This window comes from Paenibacillus sp. JT31N17, from assembly GCF_056269255.1.
In genome coordinates this window covers 1-17,963 of sequence record NZ_JBWDNP010000022.1, presented here as the reverse complement: position 1 = coordinate 17,963, position 17,963 = coordinate 1, and the positions used below count along the sequence as shown (strand labels likewise).

The window sequence follows — 17,963 nt, the reverse complement described above, 5'->3', positions numbered from 1 at the left end:
TAATGGAAGTACCGGCGCTTGCCGCCAGAGGACGGCGACTGCCGTTCCTTCTTTTGCCCTTGTTTCCGGTGCAAAAATGTACGCTTCCGGGGAACTGTACGCTCGAATATTCTGCGCAATTGTACGCTGATTTAGACGAATTTGTACCTTTACGGGCCATGGATGAAATCGGTATCATTTGAGGTGGGCAAATGAGGAAAGCGTTCACAACAGAGCTGCGGCACGAGCATATTCTATTGCCGCTGCGAATCAAGGGGGGATTCATCTGGGCACGATAACAGCAGCAAATCAAGAGAAAAGGAAGTCGCGGGGGATGCTCTCTAACCTGGGAACCATGGCGGGTCGAAGCTTAAGAAAGCACTGGCAGCTCTACCTGCTGGTCATTCCTCCATTGCTTTATTTTGTTATTTTCAAGTATATCCCGATGTTCAACGCGGTGCTGGCCTTTAAGGATTACAATGTTCTCAAAGGCATTTGGGGCAGTCCATGGGTCGGGACCAAATATTTTGAGCAGTTCTTTCATAATCCGGTGTTCATGACGCTGCTGAAAAACACCTTGCTGATGTCCTTGTATTTGCTGGTTATCAGCTTTCCGATACCGATCATACTGGCGCTGGCGCTCAATGAGGTGAAAAGCGCGAGGTTCAGACGAATCGTACAATTGGTTACCTATGCGCCTTACTTTATTTCCACTGTCGTCATGGTATCCATCATTATGCTGTTTCTTGCTCCAAGCACGGGGCTTGTCAATAAAATTCTCGAAGCGACCGGTTCCGAATCCATCAATTTTCTTGGCAATTCGGGCATGTTCCGTTCGATCTATGTCTGGTCGGACATCTGGCAAACCGCGGGCTATTCCGCCGTCATTTATTTGGCAGCGCTTGCGGGTGTCGATCCCTCCCTCTACGAGGCGGCCAAGGTTGACGGCGCTTCGCGCATCCAGAAAATTTGGAATGTGGATGTTCCGGGTATTTTGCCTGCAGCCGTCATCATCCTCATTCTGAATGTCGGCAATATGATGGCAATTGGATTTGAGAAAATTTATTTGCTGCAAAATCCGCTGAATACGACGACATCCGAAATTATATCCACCTATGTGTACAAGATCGGACTGCTCAATGCGAACTACAGCTTCGCGACGGCGGTCGGACTGTTCAACTCCGTTATCAATCTGGTTCTGCTGATAATGGTCAATACAATTGCCAAACGACTCTCCAACAACAGCCTTTGGTAGAGGCTTCGTACAGAAAGGAGCCATTGCTATGGCGAGCATAAGACATACCGTCCGCGAGTCGTTGGGAGACCGGATGTTTCTCGGACTGATCTATCTGTTTTTAATTCTAGTATTGGTGGCAACGGTCTATCCGCTTATATTTATTATCAGTTCATCGATCAGCAGCCCCTCCGCCGTATCAGGCGGCCGTGTATGGCTGTGGCCGGTAGAAGCGACCTTTGCCGGCTACAAGGCGGCGTTCCAGAACAGCCAGATCGTGACGGGTTATGCAAACTCATTGTTCTATACCGTTGCCGGCACGCTGATCAGCGTCGTGCTGACGACCATGATCGCCTACCCGCTGTCGCGAAAAACATTCTTCGGCCGCAGTGGAATGATGATGTTCATCGTATTCACCATGCTGTTCAATGGCGGCCTTATCCCAACCTATCTAGTGGTTAAAGCCGTCGGCTTAATCGATACACGCTGGGCTCTGCTGCTGCCCAATGCAATCTGGGTATGGCAGGTTATCATCGCCCGGACATTCTTCGCCACCTCCATTCCCGACGAGCTGGCGGAGGCCGCTGAGATTGACGGCTGCAGCGACCTGCGCTTCATATTCAGCATTGTTCTGCCGCTTTCCAAGCCGATTCTCGCCGTATTGACGTTAATGTACGCTGTCGGACAATGGAACGCCTATTTCGACGCCCTGATTTATCTGAAATCCAACAATCTGTTTCCACTGCAGCTGTTCCTCCGGTCGATTCTAATTCTGAATGCGAATACCGGCACCTTGGGAGCGGGGGAAATTGCCGCGAAGCAGCAGCTGGCCAGTTTGATGAAGTATTCAATCATCGTCGTATCCAGCTTGCCGGTGTTGATTTTGTACCCGTTTGTACAGCGCTATTTTGTCCAGGGAATGCTGATCGGCTCTGTCAAGGGCTGATGCCAAGGCAATCCGCCGGACCGTCTTTGAAAGGGGGAATGCTCATTGTAGCTGGAGATTTGCGGATCATTCCGTTTCCATTCATCTTAAAAAAGGGAGAGGTTGCATTTTGAAAAAGAAGTGGACAATAGCCGCAGCATGCGTGTTGGCTTTCAGCATTATCCTGGCCGGTTGCGCCAAGGATAACAATACGGGAACAAACGGAGGCGCTGCTGCCAATACGCCGTCTACAGGCAATGCCGAAGCGCCGACGGCCGAGAATCCGGTCACGATCAGAGTATTTGCGAATGAAGATACGGTTAACAATCAGAAACTGGAGACCAATGCATTTACGAAGCTTGTTGAGAAGCAGCAAAATATTAAATTTGAATGGACAACAGTTCCTTCTGACGGTGCTCCTGAAAAAAGACAAATCTCGCTGGCAAGCGGCGATTATCCTGATTTATACCTGCTGGTGGCCTATGTCGACCATTTCAGCCAAAACGATCTGCTGCGCTACGGCCAACAGGGAGTTATCCTTCCGCTTAACGATCTGATCGATCAATATGCTCCGAATCTGAAGAAGACGCTTGATGAAAATCCGGACTACATGGCAATGAATACAGCACCGGACGGCAAAATTTACGGCATCAACGGACTGAGTGCCTGCTACCATTGTTCCTTCCCGAACAAAATGTGGGTTAACACCTCATGGATGAAGAAGCTGGGCATCGAGACACCGAAGACGCCTGAAGATTTCAAGATAATGCTGGAGGCCTTCAAGAACGACGATCCGAACGGCAACGGTAAAAAAGACGAAGTGCCTCTTAGCGGTTCGACAGAAACCTTTGGCGTACATGTCATTCCCTATTTGATGAATGCCTTCATCTACGATGACGACCGCACCTACCTGATGATGAAGGACGGAAAAGTGGATCTCGCAGCCAATAAACCGGAATGGAAAGAAGGCCTTGCCTACATCAAGTCGCTGTATGATGAAGGGCTGATCGACCCGGGCGCGTTCACACAAAACGCCGACGCGTTCAAGAAAATCGGCGAGAATGCCGACGGTCAGATTCTCGGTGCCGGAGCAGGCATGCATCCCGCAATCTTCCTGGACATCGCCGACGGCAATCGCAACTCCAAGGATTATGATTCGATTCCCCCACTGACCGGACCAAACGGTATAAACTATGCGACCATCCAGTATACCGGCAACCAGGGGGCATCATTTGTGCTCACGAACAAAGCGAGCGAGGAAGCGCAAATCGCCGCTATTAAAATGCTTGATTCCATCTACACCTTCGACGGACAAATACAGGCGAATGCCGGCATCGAAGGCATCGACTGGAGGAAGCCGCAGGATGGAGAGAAAGCGCTCGACAGCACCGTTCAGCCGCTATGGGTAACGCTCCCGCAGAAGAGCGGCGAGAAGCCCCGCAACAACGCTTGGGGCCCGCTGGGTCAATACGATCTGGATGCCGCATTCCGCAACTCGCAGGTGCAGTCAACGGATATCTATAATGACGACGGCTACGAGCGCAGATTGTTCGACGCCACCAAAAACAACTATGACGGCAAGCAGCCGGCTGAAATATTCCCGTACTGGGGCGTATGGATCGATCCGGCTTCCGCCGATCAGGCCGGCATGCTGCAAACGAATATCACCACCTATATCGATCAAAACGCCCTGCAGTTCATCACAGGCGGCAAGAGCCTCGATAAGGACTGGGATGCGTACATCAAAGGATTTGACGGTCTGGACCTGACGAACTATCTGGATATCATGCAAAAATCATACGATTCCTCCGCCTTTTCGAAGAAATAAGATTACTCAAGAGGAACAGGCTGACGCTCGTCTTTTGGATCAAGGCAGATATAAAACATTTGAGGCTTCTTGCACAGGTTCAAACGAACTTGTGCAAGAAGCCTCTTTTTGTGTTTCATTAAATTCTCGCAATATTCAATTCTTGGCCTATCACACTATCGGTCTACTTTGCATTTAATATAGAGCAACTAATAGAAGAGAGGTGATTGTATGGCTTGTACAAGAGCTGTTCCTCAGCCCGATTTAGTATTGATCAGTTGGACAAGAAACCCTCTGGTTCCCGGTTCAGCCCGCCGCATTATTTCTGCTCGCGTTATTGGCAGCGCAGTACCGTGCAGAGCAAGTCTGGTACCAAATGGATTGCTTATCAATGCTCTGAACTGTTTATTAGACAATGATATTGGATTCAAGATTGTATTCCGTAAAAAAACTTCAAATATCAGCGGATATTTACTGCTGCAGCGCAAATAGTCGTTTTTTTAAAATGGGGCAGCGAAACCGCTGCTCCCATTCATATTGCGACTGATGATTTCCTGATGCCCACGGTACCAAAATCGGTTTCCAAGATAACAAGTACTTATACTTCGCGAAAATACATGTATGGATCAGCAAGTATCTTCCAATGTCTTGCCCCTCCAGTATGGATGCCCCGCGGTTTCAATCTTGGGCTAATGCCACTCCGTAACAACTGCCCACTCATACCAGGGTACGTGTGCATAAGTTAAAGAGTACCGAAAAACAAGGAGGTGCTTTGGATGTCCGGTGTAGTTGGCGGCGTTGGCTATGGTGGATTTGGCACAGGTATTGGCATTATTCTCGTACTCTTTATCCTGCTTGTCATAATCGCATGCAGCTGTGGAGTTGGAAAATTCGGTTATTAATCTAAGCTTTGGAACGTAACCTCCGATCACGTTCCGGACTTGCAAAACTTCCCCAAAAAAGACCCGCCTTGCGGGTCTTTTTTTACCTTTCCAACACATATATCCTTGCTTGCTGAGGCTGGTATGCCTCATCTCCTAATAATGGAGCGGCTCGGATCCGCTAAAAAAGGCTTTACTGCCAAGGAATGTGACCTTTTCGCGACATTCACGCAAAAAAGGGACCCCGAAGGGTCCCGTTTTCCTTGATATATATTAATAAATTCCAAACCCTGGTGTCAAACACTTCGCTCTCTTCCATATATTGTTCCAGCGGCTCAGCAGTTCTCCGCGATGCTGTCGATTCGCTGATAGGAGATCAGCAGCCGTTCATACTCCGAATACGTTTTGCAGTACATCGCTAGCATGTCCACATCGGAGGAAGTCAGCAACTCAATTTTTTGAGCAGCTGCCGCCTTGTATTCTTTCATGCACTGTCTCTAGTGCAAGAATGCTTTTTCGTCACCTTTCACATATGGCGGCGGCTTGATTTTTTCAAGCTCACTTTTCCCCAGCTTGATTTCACCTGCTTGTCTGGCCTGTAATTGTTCCCTGGTCAAGCGGTTGGGATTGCCCTCAGCAACATGCAGGGCAGTTGGTTTTGCATTCCGCCCCATTCCGGTCACCTCCCCCAAAAAATTATAAAACGAATATTTACGCGAATATACTCCGATGCGGTCCCATAGAAAAAAAGATTTTAAAGATCTTGTCCCCCCTGGGGGTCCAGCCGGTTGAGAAAGGCGCGTTCCTTCAAATCTTCCGTATATCGACGCATCGACAATCAAATCCTTATCCGGACAAAACAAAAAGCCACCCGGCAAGTGAGTGGCTTTCATGAAAAGATATACGTTATTTTTTGATTGGGACTTCATTCATCCAAATAACATAGTTCTTTGTCTTACTGTAACTCTTACTCCAACCAGAAGTAACTTGGAAAAACGCAGATCTTCCTGGTTTGATTATGAGTTGCTCGCCATGTTCATACCCATAAAATTTTGCGTAGCTGTATGGACCATTCTCTTGTGATTGATAGCCGTAGGGTTTATCATCAGGACGAACTCTTAAATCGTAACCGTCATCACTTCCGCTTGGATTAGAATACATTGGAGAGAAAAGCCAGACTTCAATTGCAATATCATGATCGGTGGTGTTCGTCCATTTAAAGGAATCCCCACGATCAGATACTTTCGTTATCGGATTAGGACCACTGATATACCCCATAAAATATTCATTAAGCTCAATGTTCCTCGCTCCATCTCCGTCATGGTTATAAACGATGTCATTCGTTTCAATAGCTGACGAATACGTTGCTGCAAATGCTGACTGCGTTGACGCCAATAGACTAACCCCGATTATACTGGATATCAATAGCTTTTTCATTTTCATAAATGATCCCTCCATTTTTTGAAATACTTTTTATTTCCTCATCTTTTCGATACGCTATTTTTTGATAGGGACTTCATTCACCCAAATAACATAGTTCTTTGTCTTACTGAAATTCATTTTCCAAGGAGACCAAACTTGGAAAAACGCAGATCTTCCTGGTTTGATTATGATTTGCTCGCCTGGTTCATACCCATAAAATTTTGCGTAGCTGTATGGACCATTCTTTTGTGCAAGATAGCCGTCGCGTTTATCATCAGGTCGAACGTTTAAATTGTAACTGTCTTTAATTCCGTTTGGAGTGGAAAACATTGGAGAGAAAAGCCAGACTTCAATGGCAATATCATGATGGGTGCTGTTCGTCCATTTAAAGGTATCCAACCAATCAGATACTTTCGTTACCGGATCAGGACCACTGAGATACCCCATAAAATATTGATTAGGCTTAATGTTCATCGCTTGAGCTTCCCGATTACTGATGTCTTTCGTTTCAATAGCTGACGAATACGTTGCTGCAAATGCTGATTGCGCCGACGCCAACAGGCTAACCCAGATTAAACTGGATATCAATAGCTTTTTCATTTTCATAAATGGACCTCCCTAATTGGTTTTACCGCCTACCCAGATCATGGCACAGATTACCATGTGCTATAAGAGTCCTTATCCTTATTTACATGTCGAATCGTGTATGATCGGATTATATCCCACAAGCTCCTCGTTACTTGTGTACCTGCAAAGCCGTTATCCCGGGCGGGAGCCATCTTTGTTCATTTCTCCTTTGATCAAATTAATAACAAATAAGCCGCTCATGTGAGCGACCTACCAAATCTGCCATCCTCTCGGACTGTCTTGGAGTCGTGATGTGATGCATTTAACCGGCTGCAGCTTTATATGATCAATCTTCTTAATTGCCTTAAAATACCGCACCCGGCATGCCCCCTTTCAACAAAGAAAGCCGCAAGAGCGGCTCTTGATAAAGCGATTTACAACAGGGTGCAATGACTCACGCCCTCTTGTAAAAAACTTTGGGGCATCAAACCCCACCTCACCACACTCTTGACGACTGGCTTCCAAGGTCATATGATCTAAAACCCACAGCATGACCGAGTCCTACATATGATAAAGGTACAGTAGGTATCACCCGGAGCGCTTCGCTCCTTTATGATCAACTGTACCTCTTAGGTATAGACAGCTTGTGGACACTACTTTTACATAAAATGGACATTTTCATTTAAAGATAAAGCAGTGAGTTTGCTACAGATCAATACCTTCTGTAATTTTCCAATCAATGGTCTTATTGCAATAATCCCAACCGGAGAATCGTAGAATGGTAGCAGCTCGTGAGTTCCCTCTGAGAAAACGGTATTCGATGACACTATTCACATCATAATCAACAATTTGATTAACTGCTCTCTCAACATTTCGGGTGCATTGTCGGGCACTTTCATAAGCAGCCACCTGTTTATCTGTTTCAGGAGGAGTGCTTTCAAAGTCATCAACAATACCCTTCAAGCGTCTATACCTTGAAAGTAACGACTTAGCCATATCTATATCGCTTGAATCCCCGGGTACCGTTCCCCAATGTGCCGGTTTTTTTTTCTATTCCACAGTTTGCTTCATAGCCAGCTTATAACCCGAACCATAGGCTAACACCATTCTGTAACAAACATCCAATCATGTTGAGTTAGGCATGCATAATTTAAAGCGTACCCAAACTCAAGGAGGTGATCTTAATGAGTTGTGGTGGCGTAGTTGGTGGTGTCGGTACTGGCTCAGGAATCGGATTTATCCTTGTACTCTTTATCCTGCTGGTCATTATCGCTTGCAGTTGTGGCAGATTCGGTTATTAAATAAGCTTCGGAGCGTATCCGCCTATACATTCCGGACATGTGAAACTCCTCCTTAAAAGACCCGGATTACGGGTCTTTTGCCATTAAGAATCAAACTGAGGATTAGTGCAAAAAGAGCGAAGATTAGATGAGTGGAAAGTTCACAGGAAGCTGAAGAAGAATTAAGACGAATGAATGTGAACATGAGGTAAAGCCAGAAATGGCTTTTCTTTTTCACAAATAACCGAACGTACATTCCCATCAGGAGGAACGCTATGGATTTTTCATTATCTCCAGAGACAGACGTATTTGCGGAAATATTATTGAGGAAGAATAGAAAAAAATGCATCGCTCATACATCGCTGGATCTACTTTCTCAAACAAACAGGGCCGAACAGAAAGAAATTTTGAAATCACAAATACGAACTGATTCCTCCATAAACGAAAGGATCGATCCGGACAATTGAAACTCGATGAGAGCATCATGAAAATGATCAAGGCCCTTATAATGCGTCAGGCCAAGCTGCGAATGGTGCCTAAGATTTTGACCCCGAGTATCATGATAATAAATTCATCTGTTGCAAACGATAAGGGTTACCCCTTTGTTCAGAAATCTCGGAACTTCTCAAGGGAGCTATTTTGCAAGGAATGTGAGGTTTTCGTGGGTTGTATACAAAAACGGGACCCCGAAGGGTCCCGTTTTCCTTGATATATAAGGGTTTTTGGTCGGATGATTACATCATGCCGCCCATGCCGCCCATACCACCCATGCCGCCCATGTCAGGCATGCCTGGTTTGTCTTTTTCCGGTTTGTCGGCAACAACCGCTTCGGTTGTCAGGAACATCGCTGCAACGGAAGCTGCGTTTTGCAGAGCGGAACGCGTTACTTTCGCAGGGTCAACGATACCGGCTGAGAACATATCAACCCACTCGCCAGTAGCAGCGTTATAACCAACGCCCACTTTCTCGCCTTTCAGACGCTCAACGATAACGGAGCCTTCTTGGCCTGCGTTCGCTGCAATCGTGCGTACAGGCTCTTCCAGAGCGCGCAGAACGATGTTAACGCCTGTTTTTTCGTCGCCCACCGCATTAACGGCTGCAACTGCTTTATATACGTTCACGAGTGCAGTACCGCCACCGGATACGATACCTTCTTCAACCGCTGCGCGGGTGGAGTTAAGAGCATCTTCGATGCGCAGTTTGCGCTCTTTCAATTCGGTTTCTGTTGCTGCGCCGACTTTGATTACGGCTACGCCGCCGGACAGCTTGGCAAGACGCTCTTGCAGCTTCTCACGGTCGAAGTCGGAAGTTGTTTCTTCCAATTGAGTGCGGATTTGATTGATGCGAACATCAATATCCGATTTTTCGCCGCTGCCGTCAACAATGATCGTGTTTTCTTTCGTCACACGAATCTGGCGAGCGGAACCGAGCTGCTCAATCGTTGTGGATTTCAGATCAAGACCAAGCTCTTCCGTGATCACTTGACCACCTGTCAGAGCGGCAATGTCACCCAGCATCGATTTGCGGCGGTCGCCGAAGCCTGGAGCTTTTACGCCTACGCAAGTGAATGTACCGCGCAGCTTGTTGAGAACCAGAGTTGCCATTGCTTCGCCTTCGATATCTTCAGCAATGATCAGAAGCTGTTTGCCGGATTGAACCACTTTCTCCAGAACCGGTAAAATTTCTTGGATGTTCGTGATTTTTTTATCGGTAATCAGGATATATGGGTTATCGAGTACAGCTTCCATTTTATCCGTATCGGTAATCATATACGCGGAAACATATCCACGGTCGAACTGCATACCTTCAACCACTTCAAGCTCCGTTACGAAGCCTTTGGATTCTTCAACCGTGATAACGCCGTCGTTGCCGACTTTTTCCATAGCTTCTGCAATCAGCTGGCCGACTTCTTCGTCACTGGACGAGATAGAAGCAACCTGAGCGATCGACTGTTGTCCTTCGATTGGTTTCGCGATGGATTTCAGTTCTTCAACAGCTGCGCGAACCGCTTTTTCGATACCTTTGCGGATAACCATCGGGTTAGCGCCCGCCGTTACGTTTTTGAGACCTTCGCGGATCATTGCTTGCGCAAGAACCGTAGCAGTCGTTGTTCCGTCACCGGCAACATCATTGGTTTTGGTCGCTACTTCTTTAACAAGCTGTGCACCCATGTTTTCGAAAGCATCTTCCAATTCGATTTCCTTGGCAATGGATACACCATCATTGGTGATCAGCGGGCTGCCGAATTTTTTCTCCAGAACCACGTTGCGGCCCTTAGGACCAAGTGTAACTTTAACCGCATTTGCAAGAGCGTCGACTCCGCGCAGCATTGCGCGACGAGCGTCTTCGCCAAACTTAATTTCCTTAGCCATTGTCAAATTACCTCCTAATTAATGATCGTTCCAGTTCGTTCAAGCGGCAATACGCCGCCCTCCATGCTGTGACAAGCCAAGGGAGGCTTGCCCCAAAAAATATGAAGTAAAAACCATGTATGTTTGAGTCAAAGCACGCGGCTTATCCCAGGATTGCGTGGATGTCGCTTTCTTTCATAATCAACAATTCTTTACCTTCGTATTTCACTTCGGTGCCGGCATACTTGGAGAACAACACGCGATCGCCTTCTTTTACTTCAAGAGCGATGCGGGCGCCGTCTTTAAGCGTACCGCTTCCTACAGCAATAACTCTGCCTTCTTGCGGCTTTTCTTTCGCCGTGTCTGGCAGCACAATTCCGCTAGCTGTTGTTTCTTCTTTCGCGATTGGCTCAACCAATACGCGCTCACCCAAAGGTCTGATCATGAAAATAGCCTCCTTTTGATTTTGTTGCTCATTTCATATTAGCACTCGCAACTGTTAAGTGCTAACAACCATTTTTAATAATACCGATTTTGCTTCTGAATTTCAAGTGCCTAAAGGACAATTTGCGGGAAATTTACAGTTCATGATGCAGGTCCTCTTCACAAAAGCTCATGAATAAGCAGAAAAGCGCCCGTTTACTCTAAAAAAGAGCAGGTTTTTCCATCATCCGGCTGGAAGTAGAACTGAATACGGTTAGGGATTTCGCCTAGCAAAGAAAAAACGGTCATCACCGCCCTCTGTCAAAGATGCCGGTTTCTCCCCTATAGATCTTATAGCCATGGATAGAGATTAAATTTACACCGCCTATAAAGTAAAAAAAAAGACAGGCTCAAGAATGCTTGAACCTGCCTTTTGGTTATTGGATCCTGATGATAAAGTCAACATGTCCGCTTGTGAGCGGAAAGAGCCTCTCAGGTTGCTCCGAACTCCTCTTCCCACTGACGGTCGCGTTCCAGCTGTTTCCGGTAAACGACGCTCGAGAGCAGTACGCTCGCTTCATAAAGAAGAATCAGGGGAATTGCTACCAGCGAATCCGAAATGAAGTCCGGAGGCGTGATGACAATACCGATCAAGATGAGAATAAAGTAAGCAAGACGCCGCATTTTGCGCAGACGCTTGGGATTCAGAATACGCAGCTTGGTCAGAAACATAATGACAAGGGGCAGTTCAAAAAGCAGCGATATTGGGAGTAAAATGTTGAACATAAACGCAAAATATTGTGTAACCCCATAAGTCTCCTCCAGATTCAAATGCTCCGCCACACTCGTTGTAAATGTAAACGCCATGGGAAATACAACGAAATAGGAGAACGCAAGCCCGATCAGAAACATAATGAGCGCAAAGGGGACAAACATAAGCGCAGACTTCTGTTCCTTGATTCCCAAAGCGGGTTTCACGAAAGCCCAAGCCTGATAAAAGATAAACGGAAGCACAAGAACAAGCGCGATTACCAGCGCAAACTTCATATACATGCCAATTCCATCCCACAGGGAAAACGCATGCAGCGTCATTCCATTGACGGGCTCCTGACTCATCAGATAATCATAAGCGGGATTGGCCACCAGCAATCCGATAATCATGCCAAGCACCAGCACAAGAATAATATAGATCAGCCTGCGTCGAAGCTCGCCGATATGTTCAAACAGCGTCATCAGCTGCACTTCGCGGGAAGGCTTCTTATCGGATTCTGTCACCGCGCCTGCACCTCTCTTTCTCACTTCGTTCTTAATGGGAGGGATTCATTCTCACAAAAAAAGCGAGCCCCTACTCCGGGAGTCGCTTATTGTCCGTTTGATCATCGACTTTACGGTTGACGTCGCTCCGGCTTACTTCTTTACGTTCCTTATCGTCATCATCCATCAAATCTCTGGCGCCGGCCTTGAATTCCTTCAATGTGCGGCCAAAAGCGCGGCCAAGCTCCGGCAGTTTGTTCGGTCCAAACAGCAGCAGGGCAACGAGCACAAGAAGAATAAATCCTGTAACACCAATTCCGCTAAACATGTTTTCTTAACCTCCTAAAAGCTTTACGAAGTAAAGCTCACTCCGTAAGCATTAACCAAGCTTTACGAAGTAAAGCTCACTCCGTAAGCATTAACCAAGCTTTACGAAGTAAAGCTCACTCCGTAAGCATTAACCAAGCTTTACGAAGTAAAGCTCACTCCGTAAGCATAAGCCAGACCTTGCAAGCAAAACATGCTCCGCAACTGCCGGGCTTTACAAAGTAATGCTTATTCCGCATGCATGAGCTGCACAATTGAGGTACAGCTGACAGGTTTCACCCTCACGCAGCCTGTTATAAAATCTGCTTCAACAGTTAACGTCGTTTCTTCCAAGTCCTCGGTCTCTTGCCTCGCGCTGGCGGCGTGTCAGCAGTTGTATAACCCGCCGTAACCCATCTGCACAATATCTTCTTTGGTTATGATGTCGCCCGCAAGAACGCGCGGCAGCAGGACATCAAAAGAAGTATACGGATCATGCATGACACAGCCGGGCAAACCCATAATCGGCACCCCGTTGATGTAACCGACAAGCAGCATGGAACCCGGAAGCATGGGGGTTCCGTAGCTGACGACTTCTGCTCCCGCTTCTTTAATGGCGGCTGGCGTGCGATCATCAGGATCCACGGACATTCCGCCTGTTACCACTATCATATCATACCCCTGTGCCAGCAAATAGTGTATTTCCTTGACAATTGTATGGCGGTCATCAGGGGCAAAGCGCTGCTCCGCGATCTCGGAGCCTAAGCGCTCCACAATGCGCCGGACAGCCGGGCCGAATTTATCTTCAATCCGGCCTGAGAAGACCTCGCCACCGGTTGTCAGCATACCGATCCGGAAGCTGCGAAGCGGCCTGACGCGAACCGGCCCGCGGCCCTCATGCAGCGTACGGTAATTGTCGACGAGAGCCTCGACACGTTCAATCTTGGCCTTCGGAACCGTGAGCGGGATCACCCTGGTAGCCGCCAACTGCCCGCCGGGCATAACGACCGAATGTGTTTTCAGAGTAGCAAGCGCAATCTCGCCCAGTTCATTAATGGCATGAACAAGCGACGCATCAATGACAGCAAGAGCCGGGGAGGTAAGGCTTGACTTGATGGATACCTTGCCTTCATGAGGCTCTGACAAAGCCGTTCCATCGCCCTGAAGGGCAAGCGCCATGCGCTGGGCGGCATCATCTTCATGAAGCTCGCCTTCGCCCAGCTCCAAAATATAGATATGTTCTTTGCCGATATCGAGAAGCTGAGGAATATCCGCTTCCGTGATGACATGCCCTTTTTTAAACAATCGTCCCTTGAACTGCCCTGGAATGATCTGCGTCAGATCATGCGCCAAGCGCAGTCCAACAGCCTGCTCGACCGGCACTTCCTTAAGCTGTGTGCCGTTTATTGGAAAATTCACTCGTTATGGTCCCCCGTTCGCCCTGATAAAATGCTAAGGGCATGAGGAAGCTGGTCCATGATCGCCATCAAATTCTCATGAACACCCTTAGGACTTCCAGGCAAATTGATAATTAATGAACGGCCGCGGATTCCGCAAACGCCCCTGGAGAGCATGGCACTTCTCGTGCGCTGCATAGCCCCAAGCCTCATGGCCTCGGCAAGGCCCGGAACGATACGCTCAATGACCTTCAAGGTTGCTTCCGGTGTCAGGTCCCTCGGAGCAAGACCTGTTCCGCCGGTCGTGATGACCAGATCCGCTTGATAATAATCCGTCATTTCGATAAGCGCAGCCATAATTTCATCCTGCTCATCGGGAACGATGCGGTAATCGATAATTTCCCCGCCCAATTCTTCCTCAACCAGTTCCCGGATCACCTGCGCGCTCGTATCCTCCCGCTCGCCGCGCGATCCTTTGTCGCTTGCCGTTAACAACGCCACTTTCCACCGCATGTGCTTCTCCCCCGATCGATCCGATGCTACCGATTAGAAAACACCTGTATTTTATCATTTTGCATGAATGTAGTCGCCGTTCTTCCCTCCGCTTTTGGAGACCAGATACGTCGCCCCGATGACCATATCCTTCTGCAGGGCCTTGCACATGTCGTAGACCGTAAGGGCAGCAGCCGACACTGCCGTTAAAGCTTCCATTTCGACGCCGGTTTTGCCCGTTGTTTTCACAGTTCCTTCTATATATAACTCATCCACTCCATTATCGGCAAACGCGAGGTTGACGCCGGTTAACGGAAGGGGATGGCACATCGGAATGATATCCGATGTTTTCTTGGCTGCCATGATACCTGCAACCTGTGCAACGGACAGCACGTCGCCTTTGCCGATTGTTCCAGCCTTAATGCGTGAGAGAGTCTCAGGCGCCATAGCCACGCTTGTTCGCGCAACCGCGACACGGGCCGTAACGTCTTTATCTGATACATCGACCATGCGGGCCCTGCCTTGTTCGTTAAAATGGGTCAAATCCATCGTTTGCTCCTTTCCAGCTGCTTGTGGACAAGAATTTGTCAGCGGTTGATGATGCGCATGCCCTGCTCGGTGATCATGGCCCCAATTCGGGCATCATGCACCTCCATCGGTACTTCCTCCTGCAGCTGCGACTCGAAGCCAAGTCCGATCCAGGGCGGAAGAGGCTTGCCAACCCGCAGCGCCTGCTCCGTCAACTGTTCCCGGTAGCGGTCATAATAACCTCCGCCATATCCGAGTCTGCCGCCCTGCAGGTCAAAAGCCAGTCCCGGAACAAATATCGCATCCGGAATGAAATCCGGCCCGCAGCGCTCAGCCTGACTCACATCAGGCTCGAGAATACCATAGGCTCCGGGAGCAAGTTCCTCCCAGCTGTTGAGCAGATAAAGCTCCATAGAACGGTCAGATGGCTCACAGCGCGGTACAATAACGGACAGCCCGGTCTGCCAGCCCCATTCGATCAGTTCACGGGTATCAAGCTCGGAACGGAATGGAACATAAATCATAAAGCTGGCGGTTGTGTCCGACAATTGACTCAACCAGTCAATTGCGCTTCTGCAGGCCTGACTGGACCACTGTGTCCGAAGCTCCTCTGGAAGAAGGCTGCGGCTTGCGGCCGCCGCCGTTCGGACTGCTTTCTTTTGTCCAAAAATCCCTGCTGCGTCCTCACCTTTCGCCATTACAGCCGCCTTGCCTTTCTGAAGAAACGGCGTGTTCCTGAAGAGCTGATTATGTAAGAAGAACCGGCTGCACCAATCTTAGGCGGCAGAGATAGCTTCTTCGCTCGAAGGCCATTTCTTGATGTCATAGTTGTTTCTTAGTTTACCACTGTTGACCAGTTTTCGCCAATGGTCAGAAGAGCTGCTTTTACTCAAGCCAACATGACCCGAATATGTCGCGTCGGCAGCAATTTTCATGTAAACTAACAATGTAGATACAGCAAGTTTACGATTCTGGAGGTTTATTCATTTATGCTTCTTCAAATATCGGATATTTCCAAAAGTTACGGGGTAACCAGCATCCTCTCCCAAATCACCTTCCAGGTCCTTCCGCGCGAGCGGGTTGGGCTGGTAGGAGTCAATGGCGCAGGCAAGTCGACGCTGCTGCGTATCATTGCCGGGGAGATCTCAGCCGATTCCGGCTCCGTCTACAAAGCGAAGGAGACAACCATCGGCTATCTCGCCCAATCCAGCGGACTTAAGTCCGAACGTACCATCGAAGCGGAAATGCGCGCCGTTTTTGCCCATTTGACTGATGCGGAGCGGGAGCTCCGTTCCTTGGAGCTGCAGATCGCGGATCCGGAGCTTCAATCGAATCCCAAGTTGTATGAACAGACGCTTGAACGCTACTCCAAATTGTCGGATTGGTTCCGGGAACAGGGCGGGTTTGTGATGGAGACCCGAATCCGCAGCATATTGCACGGCATGGGCTTCAGCCAGTTTCCACCGGATACGGTTATTTCGACATTAAGCGGCGGGCAGAAAACAAGGCTGGCACTGGCCCGCATTTTATTGCAGGCCCCTGACCTGCTCATGCTGGACGAGCCAACCAATTACCTTGATATTGAAACATTGACATGGCTTGAGGATTACTTGCGCGGTTATGACGGCGGAATTCTCGTTGTTTCTCATGACCGCTACTTCCTGGACGCAGTGGTGCAGACCATCGTGGAAATTGAGCGCCACACAGCCAAGCGGTATACAGGCAATTACAGCCGCTATATTGATATCAAGGCTGCAGAGTATGAAGCTCAGATGAAGCAGTTCGACAAGCAGCAGGATGAAATTTCGCGTCTTGAGGATTTTGTCCAGCGCAATATTGTGCGTGCTTCGACAACCAAACGGGCGCAAAGCCGGCGTAAAGCGCTCGACAAGATGGAACGTCTCGACAAGCCGCTCGGAGACCTGAAGAAGGCTCATTTTTCTTTTGAAATCGACCGCCATAGCGGCAATGACGTGCTTGATGTGACGGATCTTGCAATACGTTTCACCGAACGGGACCAGCCGCTTTTCCAGCATGTCACATTCCGCTTGGAGCGGGGAGAAAATGTCGCGCTGATCGGTCCGAACGGTATCGGCAAATCGACACTGCTGAAGGCGCTTGTCGATCAACAGCCTATTGCCGGAGGCTCAATCCGCTGGGGCACCAATATCAAAATCGGTTATTACGATCAGGAGCATAAGGAGCTTAATCCTGCCAACACGGTGCTGGAGGAGCTTTGGAACGCATATCCGGGCATTGAGGAAGCCCGCATACGCACAGTGCTGGGCAATTTCCTTTTTAGTGGGGACGATGTCAAGAAACGCGTCGGTTCTCTCAGTGGTGGCGAAAGAGCGCGCGTATCGCTGTCCAAGCTTATGCTGGCACGAGCCAATATGCTTATTCTGGACGAGCCCACGAACCATCTTGACCTGTACAGCAAAGAGGTTTTGGAGTCTGCGCTGCTCGATTATGACGGCACCTTGCTGTTCATTTCCCATGACCGGTATTTCCTTAACAAGATGGCGGAGCGCATTGTCGAACTGACTCCAGACGGCACCCAACATTTCCTGGGAAATTACGACGAAATGATTGAGAAAAAGCAGGAAACCAGTGAACTGCTCATGGAATCGCTATCATTTTCACAGGGAAAAGTCGGAAAAGCGTCTGAAGCTCACGAAATATCGGCGCCTACCTCGTACGAAACCGACAAACAAGCCAAACGCGAGGAGCGGAGCCGACAAAGAAAGCAGGAGCAGCTGGAGCAGGATATCGCAAGGCTGGAGGGGGAAATCACAGAGCTGGAGCAGCAGCTTGTCGATCCCGCCATATTCAATGATTATGTGAAGGTTCAGAGCATTCAGTCCGACATGGACAGCAGAAGAGAAAAGCTTCAGGCAGCCTATGATGCATGGGAGGAACTGCTTGGTTAATGAACAGGCAGCTAACATAACGAAAACCCCCGCAGCGCAGGCTGAAGTGCACCCCTTAGAATAGACATTGGAAACCCCCCCTGGTTATTCCGATGAATTCTAAGGGGTGCATTTTTATGGCGATTAAAGGACAAAAGTATCAATACTATCCAGAATCGGTGAAGCGTGAAGCGATTCGATTGCATGT

The 17,963-nt window shown here is 48.5% G+C and carries 19 protein-coding genes; 6 read left to right on the top strand and 13 right to left on the bottom strand.

Annotated features, from left to right (window positions below; genetic code table 11):
• Nucleotides 1-313 precede the first annotated feature (313 nt).
• The 5 genes from AC0YOB_RS35125 (at nucleotide 314) to AC0YOB_RS35105 (ending at nucleotide 4,847) form a co-directional block, all read left to right on the top strand.
• A complete protein-coding gene (locus AC0YOB_RS35125) occupies nucleotides 314-1,234 on the top strand; it encodes an ABC transporter permease (RefSeq protein ID WP_475796740.1) in 921 nt (306 codons plus the stop codon).
• Nucleotides 1,235-1,262: 28 nt separating this feature from the next.
• Nucleotides 1,263-2,159, top strand: coding sequence for a carbohydrate ABC transporter permease (locus tag AC0YOB_RS35120; RefSeq protein WP_475796739.1), 897 nt, complete (start codon nucleotides 1,263-1,265; stop codon nucleotides 2,157-2,159).
• 109 nt (nucleotides 2,160-2,268) lie between these two features.
• Complete coding sequence (locus AC0YOB_RS35115) at nucleotides 2,269-3,966, top strand: extracellular solute-binding protein (RefSeq protein WP_475796738.1); 1,698 nt, start codon at nucleotides 2,269-2,271, stop codon at nucleotides 3,964-3,966.
• A 210-nt stretch (nucleotides 3,967-4,176) separates the two neighbouring features.
• Nucleotides 4,177-4,437, top strand: a complete 261-nt coding sequence (locus AC0YOB_RS35110) for a hypothetical protein (protein WP_475796737.1) — start codon at nucleotides 4,177-4,179, stop codon at nucleotides 4,435-4,437.
• A 284-nt stretch (nucleotides 4,438-4,721) separates the two neighbouring features.
• On the top strand, nucleotides 4,722-4,847 hold the full coding sequence (locus AC0YOB_RS35105) for a sporulation protein YjcZ (protein WP_210046044.1): 126 nt from the start codon (nucleotides 4,722-4,724) through the stop codon (nucleotides 4,845-4,847).
• Nucleotides 4,848-5,161: 314 nt separating this feature from the next.
• Here AC0YOB_RS35105 and AC0YOB_RS35100 read toward each other — a convergent pair whose 3' ends face one another.
• From AC0YOB_RS35100 to AC0YOB_RS35040, 13 genes are all read right to left on the bottom strand, one after another.
• Nucleotides 5,162-5,314 (bottom strand): hypothetical protein, encoded by a 153-nt coding sequence (locus tag AC0YOB_RS35100; RefSeq protein ID WP_475796736.1) that lies wholly within the window; start codon nucleotides 5,312-5,314, stop codon nucleotides 5,162-5,164.
• Nucleotides 5,315-5,323: 9 nt separating this feature from the next.
• A complete protein-coding gene (locus AC0YOB_RS35095) occupies nucleotides 5,324-5,500 on the bottom strand; it encodes a hypothetical protein (protein ID WP_475796735.1) in 177 nt (58 codons plus the stop codon).
• Nucleotides 5,501-5,732: 232 nt separating this feature from the next.
• Nucleotides 5,733-6,269, bottom strand: a complete 537-nt coding sequence (locus AC0YOB_RS35090) for a hypothetical protein (RefSeq protein ID WP_475796734.1) — start codon at nucleotides 6,267-6,269, stop codon at nucleotides 5,733-5,735.
• A 54-nt stretch (nucleotides 6,270-6,323) separates the two neighbouring features.
• On the bottom strand, nucleotides 6,324-6,854 hold the full coding sequence (locus AC0YOB_RS35085; protein ID WP_475796733.1) for a hypothetical protein: 531 nt from the start codon (nucleotides 6,852-6,854) through the stop codon (nucleotides 6,324-6,326).
• 666 nt (nucleotides 6,855-7,520) lie between these two features.
• Nucleotides 7,521-7,811, bottom strand: a complete 291-nt coding sequence (locus AC0YOB_RS35080) for a hypothetical protein (RefSeq protein WP_475796732.1) — start codon at nucleotides 7,809-7,811, stop codon at nucleotides 7,521-7,523.
• A 1,018-nt stretch (nucleotides 7,812-8,829) separates the two neighbouring features.
• A complete protein-coding gene (gene groL, locus AC0YOB_RS35075; RefSeq protein WP_210045164.1) occupies nucleotides 8,830-10,467 on the bottom strand; it encodes a chaperonin GroEL in 1,638 nt (545 codons plus the stop codon).
• 142 nt (nucleotides 10,468-10,609) lie between these two features.
• Nucleotides 10,610-10,891, bottom strand: a complete 282-nt coding sequence (groES, locus tag AC0YOB_RS35070; protein WP_210045165.1) for a co-chaperone GroES — start codon at nucleotides 10,889-10,891, stop codon at nucleotides 10,610-10,612.
• A gap of 470 nt (nucleotides 10,892-11,361) precedes the next feature.
• Nucleotides 11,362-12,102, bottom strand: coding sequence for a twin-arginine translocase subunit TatC (gene tatC / locus AC0YOB_RS35065; protein WP_475796800.1), 741 nt, complete (start codon nucleotides 12,100-12,102; stop codon nucleotides 11,362-11,364).
• 112 nt (nucleotides 12,103-12,214) lie between these two features.
• Entirely contained in the window at nucleotides 12,215-12,451 is a 237-nt protein-coding gene (locus AC0YOB_RS35060) for a twin-arginine translocase TatA/TatE family subunit (protein WP_475796731.1), read from the bottom strand.
• 365 nt (nucleotides 12,452-12,816) lie between these two features.
• Nucleotides 12,817-13,848, bottom strand: a complete 1,032-nt coding sequence (locus tag AC0YOB_RS35055; protein ID WP_475796730.1) for a molybdopterin-binding protein — start codon at nucleotides 13,846-13,848, stop codon at nucleotides 12,817-12,819.
• Nucleotides 13,845-14,339, bottom strand: a complete 495-nt coding sequence (locus AC0YOB_RS35050; protein WP_210045167.1) for a MogA/MoaB family molybdenum cofactor biosynthesis protein — start codon at nucleotides 14,337-14,339, stop codon at nucleotides 13,845-13,847. The genes AC0YOB_RS35055 and AC0YOB_RS35050 overlap by 4 nt, the downstream gene beginning before the upstream one ends.
• Before the next feature lie 54 nt (nucleotides 14,340-14,393).
• Nucleotides 14,394-14,867: a cyclic pyranopterin monophosphate synthase MoaC gene (gene moaC, locus AC0YOB_RS35045; RefSeq protein WP_210045168.1), complete on the bottom strand. Its 474-nt coding sequence runs from the start codon at nucleotides 14,865-14,867 to the stop codon at nucleotides 14,394-14,396.
• A 38-nt stretch (nucleotides 14,868-14,905) separates the two neighbouring features.
• Entirely contained in the window at nucleotides 14,906-15,544 is a 639-nt protein-coding gene (locus tag AC0YOB_RS35040) for a 5-formyltetrahydrofolate cyclo-ligase (protein ID WP_475796729.1), read from the bottom strand.
• Nucleotides 15,545-15,835: 291 nt separating this feature from the next.
• Between AC0YOB_RS35040 and AC0YOB_RS35035 the strand changes: the two genes are divergently transcribed.
• Nucleotides 15,836-17,776, top strand: a complete 1,941-nt coding sequence (locus tag AC0YOB_RS35035; protein WP_475796728.1) for an ATP-binding cassette domain-containing protein — start codon at nucleotides 15,836-15,838, stop codon at nucleotides 17,774-17,776.
• Nucleotides 17,777-17,963 lie beyond the last annotated feature (187 nt).